This window comes from Psychrobacter sp. AOP31-B2-9, from assembly GCF_052378005.1.
Lineage (GTDB): Bacteria > Pseudomonadota > Gammaproteobacteria > Pseudomonadales > Moraxellaceae > Psychrobacter.
Map to the genome: position 1 here is coordinate 1 of NZ_JBQSXG010000030.1, position 10856 is coordinate 10856.

The window sequence follows — 10856 nt, forward strand, 5'->3', positions numbered from 1 at the left end:
CATATCAACACTCTATTCTATTTAACAAATTTTATTAGACGCTACTCATATGACGCTATATGATTACTCATACAAATAGCCGAAATGATAACAATGATAAATTTTAAAAACACACGATTACTTGGTCATCGTGGTGCCCGTGGTGAGGTATTAGAAAACACATTGATAGGATTTGAGCATGCTCACCGTCTCAATGCTCATGGTTTAACAGGCATTGAGTTTGACGTACAGCTTAGTGCTGATGGCCACTTAGTTGTATTCCATGATGATGATTTAGCACGCATGTGTCGTCAACAATCACGTATTGACCAGTTGAGTCTTGCAGAGATTAGACGATACCGACAGCTTGAACATCAAATCATCTCTTTGACCCGTATGGCCCCTTTGCTAAATGGTTTTACTCATATTGAACTCGAAATTAAGACGCATAGCCGTACCAACTACGCCAAACTAATGAAAGCACTGATCCAGCATTTAATCTACAGCCCTCTTGCCAACTTACCTATTGCGTTAACTAGTTTTGATATGGAATTACATGCGCGGTTGCAACGCAGCAAGCCACTTATGCACATTCCGCGTGGTTTGTTGATTGACACACCTAAAGCCTTGATCGCTGCGACCAATACAGCACTACAGCTTGGCTGTGGTCAATTGGGTATATACCATCCTCTTATCAACCAAGCCGTTATTGAGCATAGCCACCGCTACGGTTTACCAGTCAGTGCTTGGACCGTCAATAACACCGATACGATTGCACAACTGGTTCAATGGCACACCGATGTAATCATTACCGATTTCCCAAGCCATTTATTACTAAATTCGTAAATCTATTTTTCATTTCAGCTACCTCAAAAAATTCATATATTTTGATATAGTGCTTACACTTATCCTTAATGCCTGATAAATCACAGGTTATTTACGTCAATACATCCCATAATCAATACAAGTTGTTGTTATTTAGCAATATTTTTATAGTGCATGAGTGTTCACTTTATGAAAATTTTAGGGTATTATAGAGACTTAAATGAATACCGTTAGGGATATTATATGATCGCAAAAAAAGCACTTGGCTTACCGCTGAAAGGCTTACGTTTCGCTATCAAATCTGGTGATACGCTTGTAAAAGCAGCCAGCACTCAAGCCTCACGTTTTAAGACACGTTTTGATACAAGTAATTCGATCGATAATCTGCCAGTTGCTAAACGCAACTATGCTGATAAGACCGTAAAAATTGATACCTCTGAAAAAGGTGAGATCGATATACGGGAGTTTGAGTTTACCAAAGCGCCGATCAATTGGATCCCTGCGGCTATATTAGTAGCCACGCCAATTGCTGCTGCCGTTATCACACCGTGGTATTTATTGACTCATCAAGTTAGCGCGCCGGTTTGGGGTGTATTTGGTGCCTTTATGGTATGGACAGGTATTAGTATTACTGCTGGTTACCATCGTCTACTGTCACATCGTGCATATAAAGCGCATCCGATTGTCAAAAACTTCTTATTGCTTGGCTCAACCCTAGCCGTACAAGGCTCAGCGTTTGACTGGGTTTCTGGTCACCGTAGCCATCATCGTCATGTAGATGATCGTTTAGATGACCCATATTCAGCAAAACGTGGTTTTTGGTTTAGCCATATTGGTTGGATGCTGCGCAATTATCCTAGTGGTAAGTTTGATTACAAAAATATTCCTGATTTGACCAGAGATAAAACGTTACAAATTCAGCATAAATACTATGGCTTATGGGTAGTTGCCTTAAACGTCGGTATGGTCGCTGGTATTGGTTGGTTATTAGGTGATGTTTGGGGTACTTTACTGATTGCTGGTTTGCTGCGCTTAGTACTAACCCATCACTTTACCTTCTTCATCAACTCGTTATGCCACATGTTTGGTACACGTCCTTATACCGATACCAATACTGCCCGTGATAACTTTTTCTTAGCTATCTTCACATGGGGTGAGGGTTATCATAACTATCATCACTTCTTCCAATACGACTATCGTAATGGTGTTAAATGGTGGCAATATGACCCTACCAAATGGTTGATTGCAGGCTTATCTAAAATTGGTTTAACCAGTGAGCTACGTACTGTAGATGACACTACTATCAAGCATGCTGAAGTGCAAATGCAGTTTAAAACCGCTCAACAGCAGATTGATACAGCGACAGCAAGCGGTATTGATATTCCTCATGCAATGAAGAATTTTCAAGATCGCATCAAGTTTGAATATGAGGCTTTTACGAAAACAGTAGAAGAATGGCAAGCGCTAAAAACCAAAACTATTGAACTGAAGAAAACAGAGTTTGCTGATCGTTTACATGAAGTTGATGATAAGCTAAAGCACGATTACGCCAAAGTTGAGCAAAAAATACTTGAGCATAACAGCAATCTAAAAACAGCATTTCGTGCGATTGGAACAAACAAAACAACCGCTTAGTCGCTGACTTCTCATTATTGTAAAGCTTCTCCTTCCCTCTATCCGTCATGGATGGAGGGTTTTTTATTGAATATAATAAATAGACAGCAAGATAGATAAAGCTAAACGCTGTCTTGTGGTGGCTATGTTATAGTGGTCCCATCATTTTGATGTTTTAATAGGAACGGCTTGTATGCGTTATCAAAATACCTATGTCAAACTAGACACACGCCTCTATCATGAGCAACCACCCACGCCATTAGACAACCCACGTGCTGGTCATTTCAACACCCAAGTTGCAGAGCAGTTGGGCTGGACAGAAGATAAAGATCTGATGACACGCTGGGTTGAGGTATTGGGTGGTCAATACGTGCCAGCTGACTTTAAACCACTGGCTATGGCTTATGCCGGTCACCAGTTCGGACAATGGGCTGGACAGTTGGGTGATGGACGTGGCTTATTAATGGCGCAGGTACTCGATAACAACAACCACTCACAAGACCTGCACCTTAAAGGTATTGGCCTAACGCCTTATTCACGGATGGGTGATGGACGCGCTGTGTTACGCAGCACCATTCGCGAGTATCTATGCGGTCACGCACTTACTCAGCTTGGTATTCCTTCATCTAACGCGTTGGGGTTCGTTGTATCAGATACCCAGGTACGCCGTGAGCGTATCGAAACAGGTGCTGCACTGATGCGTGTGGCTGATAGCCATATTCGCCTTGGTCATGTGGAGTGGATTGCTAGCTTTGCACCTGATTTACTTAGTGAATTTACCGATTATATGATTGATACTTACTATCCAGAATGTCGCGATAGTGAACAACCTGTGGCAGCGTTTTTGACGGCAGTCGTTGAGCGTACCGCACGAATGATCGCTGATTGGCAGCTGATAGGATTTGCCCATGGTGTCATGAATACAGATAATCTATCTATCACTGGCAGCACCTTAGATTTTGGACCTTTTGGTTTTATGGAACGTTTTAACCCAGCTTGGATCAACAACCATTCCGACCACACAGGTCGATACTCTTATCAAAACCAGCCTGCTATCGGTCACTGGAATCTCAATGTTTGGTTACCACACTTTATGCGTTTAGAAGGCGTCACGCGTGACACGCTGGCAGAGTGCTTGTTACCTTATGAAGCGAGCTTTATGCAGCATTATCAGCAAGGCTTATGCCGTAAACTTGGCTTACCTCATGATTCTCAGAGTCTGACACTGGCTTTTGAGTGGTTGACATTACTAGAAAACAACTTGCTCGATTACACCAATAGCTTCCGCGCCCTACTCGGTTTGGTCTCACCAACTGTTCATCCCTACGAGCAAAAACTACTACTCACTATAACCAATGAGTTGAGCACTGATGCACAACTGGTATGGCAAGATTGGTCGACACGTTATATAGCTCAACTACAACAGCTACCGATCGATCAAGCTATCCAAGATATGCAAACCCATAACCCTGTTTATATATTACGTAATAGTATGGCACAGCGTGCTATCACAGCAGCAGAGCAAGGTCAGCTTAAAGAAGTTAGCCGAGTTTTTGAATTGCTAGCCAACCCCTATTGTGTGCAAGACACCGCTACTGATCTGGATATAACGCCACCCAACCCCAACACACCTCAGCAACCTATTAGCTGTTCATCTTAATAATCCTACTACTCTGTAATATTTTGAAACATTATGGAATTACGGTTGGTATTTAGCCTTGTTTTTTGGCATTATCAACAAGATAAATAATGAATATCATTTTATTGTATTATTCAAGCAATTCATCGCTATTGACTAGGCGTGAATTGCCAATAGTGGTAGAATAACAGTTTTTGTTAGATTGCGTTTTTGATGCCAGTATTTAATCACTGATTACTATCTCTGTGACCATCAATTCTTTAGTACCAATGACCCTTTAAATTATTGTCATTCTTTAATTTTTTAAGGGCGAACTGTTTTTTATCTCCATTTACTTTATTCCAATTTATTCCAACCATGGCAATTATTATGAATGACGATACCAATTTGAATACGGATAACCTTAGTTCGGAAAAAGAGCAGTTTGAACAAGCTGCCTTACATTACCATGAATTTCCACGTCCAGGTAAGATCTCAGTCACCCCTATTAAACAGTTGGCTAACCAACGTGATTTAGCGCTGGCTTACTCACCAGGTGTGGCAGTTCCTTGTCTTGAAATTGAAAAAGACCCAACGCTAGCAGCAAAATATACAGCTCGTAGCAACTTGGTTGGTGTCATTACCAACGGTACTGCGGTACTTGGCTTAGGTAATATCGGTCCATTGGCATCAAAACCTGTCATGGAAGGTAAAGGGGTTTTATTCAAAAAATTCGCAGGTATTGACGTTTTTGATATTGAGATTGCACAAAACGACCCAGACAAATTTATTGAAGCGGTTGCCTCTCTTGAACCTACTTTTGGTGGTATCAACCTAGAAGACATCAAAGCACCAGAATGTTTCAAAATCGAGCGTGAACTACGTAAACGTATGAACATTCCAGTATTTCATGATGACCAACATGGTACGTCAATCATTGTTGCAGCGGCGATGCTCAACGCGTTATTGATTACTGGCAAAAAAATCGAAGAAATCAAAGTGGTTTGTTCAGGTGCTGGTGCCGCAGCAATTTCTTGTTTGGATATCATTTGCGCACTTGGCGTAAATAAAAACAATATCTTTGTTTCAGATTCACGCGGTATCATCACTACCGTTCGTGAAAATCTTGATGAAACCAAACAGCGCTATGCACGTGAGACGACTGCAACCACGATCGAAGAAGTCATGGACGATGTCGATATGTTCTTGGGCTTATCTATGCCTGGTACGTTATCTGAAGACATGGTTCGCCGTATGGCAAAAGACCCTATCGTTTTTGCACTGGCCAACCCAACGCCTGAAATCATGCCAGAGTTGGCACATGCTGTACGCCCAGATGTTATCATGGCAACAGGTCGCTCAGACTATCCAAACCAAGTAAACAATGCATTATGCTTCCCTTATATCTTCCGTGGCGCATTAGATGTTGGTGCAACAACCGTTAATGAAGAAATGAAAGTGGCTTGTGTAAAAGCGATCGCTGCCATGGCACACGTCGAAGCAACACCAACTGCCAGTGTTAGAAACATCGATAAAATGCAAAGCTTCGGTCGTGATTACCTGATTCCAGGACCTCTAGAGCCAAACCTAATCATCGAGATTGCTTCTGCCGTTGCTCAAGCGGCGATGGATTCAGGTGTTGCCACTCTACCTATCGCTGACATGCAAGCCTATCGTCAGCGTCTGTCTGAGTTTGTCTATAACTCTGCGTTCGTCATGAAGCCTATCTTTGCTCGTGCCAAGTCTGCACCAAAACGTATTGTTTACTGTGAAGGTGAAGACAATAATATCTTGCTTGCTGTACAAGTGGTTGTTGATGAGCAGCTAGCGAAGCCTATCTTGGTTGGTCGTCCTTCAGTCATTGCCGCCAATATTGAGAAACTGGGCTTGCGTCTAAAAGATGGCGAGAACATTACTATCGTCAATATCGATGATGATTCTCGCTATAAAGACTACTGGCAAGGCTACTACGAACAGAATAAGCGTCGCGGTGTTAGTATTGAGCTTGCACGCCGTGATGTTCGTCGTAAGACCACATTGATTGGCTCGTTGTTGGTCAATAATGGTGCGGCAGATGCTATGGTATGTGGTACGTTTGGCCATTATCAGTTGCACTTGAGATATGTTGAAAGTGTCATTGGTAAAAAAGAAGGCATGAACGACTTCTATGCTATGAATGCGGTACTCATGCAAGATCGTAATATCTTCATCGCAGACACTTATATCCACGAAGACCCAACCGCTGAGCAATTAGCTGAAATGACTCTCTTGGCAGCTGAACAATTGCGTCGCTTCGGTATTACTCCACGTGTCGCGCTAGTTTCTCATTCTAACTTTGGTGCTTCAGATCGTACCAGTGCTGCCAAAATGCGTCAGGTCTATCAACTACTAACCGATATGAATGTAGATTTTGAGTTTGATGGTGAGATGCAAGGTGACGCCGCGCTAAATGAGCATATTCGTCTGAACCATATGCCATCAAGTCCATTAAAAGGTGCTGCAAACCTGCTTATCTTGCCAACGCTTGACGCATCAAATATTGCCTTTAACCTACTCAAAACAGCCACTGGTAGTGCCTCTATCGGACCTATTTTGTTAGGCTCTAATAAGCCAGTACATATTCTAACGCCATCAGCAACTGCACGTGGTATCGTTAATATGACTGCGCTGGCCGTTACTGAAGCTCAAGATTTAGAAAGTGAAAATCAGTAATACTCCATAGGCAGTATACACGTATGATGAAGACGGTCACTATTGCTTATTTATAGAAACCGTCTGCTATACTAAAAACCAGTCAATGCTCTTAAAAGGCATGGACTGGTTTTTTTATCAGTAAAAATTGAGTACCCAAGCTTACTCAATAAAAGAGGATATTATGCAAATTTACCTAGTGGGTGGTGCGGTACGTGATCGACTATTAGGTCGCCCTATCAAAGATAAAGACTTTGTCGTCGTTGGTGCAACGGTCAGCGAAATGCTTGATGCAGGATTTCTGCAAGTGGGCGCAGACTTTCCAGTGTTTTTACATCCAAGTAGCCATGAAGAATACGCACTGGCACGTACGGAACGCAAGCAAGGCTCTGGCTATAAAGGATTTAGCGTTCATGCCAGCCCCGATGTGAGCTTAAAAGAGGACCTGCAACGTCGCGACTTGACCATCAATGCCATGGCAATAGAGGTTACCAGTCTGAATGATGACACCCCTATAGATGGTGAAGTTATCGACTACTATGGTGGATTGGCTGATATAAAAAATAAAACTTTGCGCCATGTATCCAGTGCTTTTAGCGAAGACCCACTACGAGTACTTAGAACAGCTCGTTTCTATAGCCGTTATTATGACTTAGGGTTTACCATCGCCGATGAAACCTTGAGCTTAATGCGTGAGTTAGCTGCCTCTGGAGAGCTTAGCCATTTAAGTAGCGAACGTATTTGGCAAGAATCGAGCCGCGCAACCATGCAGCTATCGCCTCAGGTCTATTGGCAACAACTATACGAAATCGGTGCGCTAACAGAGTATTTTACGCCGTTGCATCAAGCTTGGGCCAATATTCAGATAAGAGAAACTGTACAAACTGCGCTGTATTTCGCAGGTCAAATGCAGCTCAACTTATCACAACGTTGGGCCTTATTAATGACTAGCCTCAACTCATCTCTATTTATTTTAGTGCGCACAGATGCACATGCTAATAAAACAGCTAATATAAAAGGCATTAACGATATAGGCAGTATCGCCAAGGTACCAAAAATACAAACTCAGTTTGCCAGTTTATTCGTGCAGCAAGCCGAAAACCTTAGCAAAATAAACACTCTGACTGCTATTGAAAAAATTGATCTCTTACAAAATTGCGGCGCGCATAAAGAGCCTAATAAACTCTCACAACTACTCGTGTGTAATCAGGTATTACAACTGGCAATACAACACCGTCAAATGATGATAGCACTAAATAGCTTTCACGACATTGGCATGACAGATATAGCACCAGACCTCAAAGGCCCAGCTATTGGTGAGGCACTAAGGCAAGCTAGAGCTGAGCACTTACAAGCGCAACACCAAGGTTAAAAAGCATACAATGACTATGAACCAAGCACCCCATGCCATGCCATTAGCCAATCATCACTCTCCAGTTATGTTGGTAACGGGCAGTGCTAAGCGTATTGGTGCAGCCATCGTGAGAGCCGCACATCATCAGGGCTACCGAGTCATCATTCACTGTCATCATAGCGAGCAACAAGCAAAAGAATTAGCCACCGAGTTAAATTATATTCGTGCCAATAGTGCAGCCGTTGTTGTTGCTGACTTGACCGTCGTCAACGATAGCGCTGCGTTACATGTGTTCGTTAAAGATATTATAGAGACCTTTGGCCAATTAGACACATTAGTACATAATGCCTCGCGGTTTTACCCTAGCCCCCTCGGCAGTATCGATCACGCACAGTGGGATGAATTGTTATTAACCAATGCTAAGGCACCTTTGTTTTTAAGCCAAGCATTATTACCTTATCTCAAAAAGCAAAGAGGCTGTATTATCAGTTTATTAGATATCCACGCCCATGATAGACCGTTTAGCCATTATACTGTCTATAATATGGCAAAATCTGCTCACCGTATGATGGTACAGTCGCTGGCATTAGAAATGGCACCAGACATACGAGTCAATGGTGTCGCGCCTGGGGTTAATGTCTTACCTGCTGCTAATAGCGACCAAGCATTAGATATTAGCCAACAGCGAGATATTATCAACTCAATCCCTATGCAGCGCATCGGCCGACCTGACGAAATTGCCCATAGTGTGCTGTATCTTGCGCAGGCACATTATGTCACTGGAGAGATTATCACTGTGGATGGTGGTCGCAGCCTAACCTTGGCTGGTGGTCATATCTCATAAAAATAGCGCTTAATAAAAAATATCTTGATTACTGCTTATTTTTTACTTGAAAAATTCAAAAAATCAGGTATCATTATCCGTCTAACGTTAGGGCCCATAGCTCAGTTGGTTAGAGCAGAGGACTCATAATCCTTTGGTCGTAGGTTCAAGTCCTACTGGGCCCACCATATTCAAACCCTTACAGTCATTGACTTGTAAGGGTTTTTTATTGTCTAAAATTTATGCGAACGCATGGACTTAGTTGGTTTTTTGATACTATCTTGATACTTTGACCCTTATAGTAATTAAAGTATGATACTACTAACACTATGGTTATATACTGCTGCATGGGTGATATATGAAGGTTAAACTTACCAAAAAATTTATAGATTCAGTAGACTATACCGCTAAAGGTACTGAAATCTATATGGACGATGTGTTAACTGGTTTTGCGCTACGTGTGGGCAAACAATCCAAACGTTATACATTACATAAGCGTATTAACGGAAAGCTATATAGAGATGAAGTGGAAGAAACGCACTTGATTACGCTAACCGAAGCACGTGAAAAAGCCAGCATAATGATGGCTAATATAAAAAAAGGTCTGCATGTTTATGACGGGCTTCATGAGGTCTTGGAAGAGCCGAAAGATAAGACCAATAATGTACCAACACTGAGAGATGCATATACCTACTTTAAATCAGCAAAGACTAGCTTAGCTAAAGGTACTATTGACACTTATGATGGTCAAATACTAAACAAGCTAGATGATTGGCTAGATATATCTTTAAATGATATATCTAAGTCAATGATAAGTGATAAGCATAAAGAGATAAGCAAGCATAGTAAAGCTCAGGCTAACGCAACTATGAGAGCTCTAAGGTCAGTTTGGAATTATTGTCGTGATAGCTTTTTAGATGATAACGAAGACTTTTTAATTAAAGAGCAACCAGTACGCATACTTAACGCCAAGAAAGATTGGAATATAATTAAGCCGCGTACTAAACATGTTGAAGAAGAATATTTAGGTATGTATCTCAAAACACTTTTAAATTATGTTGATAGAAGCTCACACCTGCAAGCGCCCCATAGCAATAATGCACGAGATATCATGCTACTTTTTATGTTCACTGGTGTGCGTTTAAATGAAGCGCAGCCCTTAAAGTGGTCTGACGTCGACCTTATAGCTGGCAGGATAGTATTCAAAGCTACAAAAAATGGTTCTAATTATCATATGCCTACTAGTGATATCTTACAAGCTCTGCTTGAAGAAAGATTCAGATTAAGCGCTGGCAAGCAATGGGTATTCCCGAGCAACTTGAAAGCTAGCGATGACCATATAAAAGATTTAAGCCGTAGTTATAAGGCCATAAGTAATCAAACAAACTTCTATATTACACCACATGATTTGCGCCGCACTTTTGGAACGGTAGCTAATAACTCAAGCATCAGCTATCCAGTCCTTAAACGCTTGCTCAATCACCGTGAAGCTAAATCAACCGATGATGTTACCCTACAATATATCCAAGTGTCACAGCGGCAACTAAGAGACGCTTCAAATTCAATAGAGTCTTTCTATTGTCAGCATGCTGGCATGACACAAGATGAAATCATCAGTAAATATTACTAACCTACTAACATTTCAAGAAGAGTACTCTAAAAATATCGTCAACTAATTTAGTAAGAACGAGCCGTGATGGCGACCAGTTACACTACCTATATTCATTTGTAATAGCTCTATGATTGTTTGCAAGAGTTTAACCAACGCAATTAGCGCTTCTCTGTGATGGGTTTTACTACTACTCTATTTTATAAGCAGTATACTTCTTAGTATGATAAATTGGACTGTCATAGCTGTGAGAGCAGTCATTGTTTGATCGTGCTTTACGTTCAGTTTCGGGTACGCTGTGTTTGACTAAATATAATGATAAATATTTAACTATTTACGAGTA

The 10856-nt window shown here is 41.5% G+C and carries 7 protein-coding genes and 1 tRNA gene; all 8 read left to right on the forward strand.

Translation table 11 applies throughout. The features are described from left to right. Positions 1–93 precede the first annotated feature (93 nt). The 8 genes from ACT3SX_RS05375 to ACT3SX_RS05410 all read left to right on the forward strand — a co-directional run bounded on the left by ACT3SX_RS05375 (position 94) and on the right by ACT3SX_RS05410 (position 10534). Positions 94–825 (forward strand): glycerophosphodiester phosphodiesterase, encoded by a 732-nt coding sequence (locus ACT3SX_RS05375; protein ID WP_192519296.1) that lies wholly within the window; start codon positions 94–96, stop codon positions 823–825. A 435-nt stretch (positions 826–1260) separates the two neighbouring features. Continuing rightward, positions 1261–2439 (forward strand): acyl-CoA desaturase, encoded by a 1179-nt coding sequence (locus tag ACT3SX_RS05380; protein WP_413469393.1) that lies wholly within the window; start codon positions 1261–1263, stop codon positions 2437–2439. Positions 2440–2611: 172 nt separating this feature from the next. Next, on the forward strand, positions 2612–4078 hold the full coding sequence (locus ACT3SX_RS05385; protein ID WP_192519294.1) for a protein adenylyltransferase SelO: 1467 nt from the start codon (positions 2612–2614) through the stop codon (positions 4076–4078). A 348-nt stretch (positions 4079–4426) separates the two neighbouring features. Continuing rightward, positions 4427–6748, forward strand: a complete 2322-nt coding sequence (locus tag ACT3SX_RS05390; protein ID WP_192519293.1) for an NADP-dependent malic enzyme — start codon at positions 4427–4429, stop codon at positions 6746–6748. 163 nt (positions 6749–6911) lie between these two features. Then, positions 6912–8099, forward strand: a complete 1188-nt coding sequence (locus ACT3SX_RS05395; RefSeq protein WP_192519292.1) for a tRNA nucleotidyltransferase — start codon at positions 6912–6914, stop codon at positions 8097–8099. Positions 8100–8115: 16 nt separating this feature from the next. Next, positions 8116–8925: a pteridine reductase gene (locus ACT3SX_RS05400; protein WP_225739164.1), complete on the forward strand. Its 810-nt coding sequence runs from the start codon at positions 8116–8118 to the stop codon at positions 8923–8925. Positions 8926–9015: 90 nt separating this feature from the next. Continuing rightward, positions 9016–9092: transfer RNA gene (locus tag ACT3SX_RS05405), tRNA-Ile, on the forward strand. 170 nt (positions 9093–9262) lie between these two features. Then, a complete protein-coding gene (locus tag ACT3SX_RS05410) occupies positions 9263–10534 on the forward strand; it encodes a tyrosine-type recombinase/integrase (protein ID WP_442069597.1) in 1272 nt (423 codons plus the stop codon). Positions 10535–10856: the final 322 nt, after the last annotated feature.

Bases quoted from the DNA above. Each gene is read 5' to 3' on its own strand.
- ACT3SX_RS05385 (WP_192519294.1), top strand. From the start codon at position 2,612: ATGCGTTATCAAAATACCTATGTCAAACTAGACACACGCCTCTATCAT.
- ACT3SX_RS05375 (WP_192519296.1), top strand. From the start codon at position 94: ATGATAAATTTTAAAAACACACGATTACTTGGTCATCGTGGTGCCCGT.
- ACT3SX_RS05390 (WP_192519293.1), top strand. From the start codon at position 4,427: ATGAATGACGATACCAATTTGAATACGGATAACCTTAGTTCGGAAAAA.
- ACT3SX_RS05395 (WP_192519292.1), top strand. From the start codon at position 6,912: ATGCAAATTTACCTAGTGGGTGGTGCGGTACGTGATCGACTATTAGGT.
- ACT3SX_RS05410 (WP_442069597.1), top strand. From the start codon at position 9,263: ATGAAGGTTAAACTTACCAAAAAATTTATAGATTCAGTAGACTATACC.
- ACT3SX_RS05400 (WP_225739164.1), top strand. From the start codon at position 8,116: ATGAACCAAGCACCCCATGCCATGCCATTAGCCAATCATCACTCTCCA.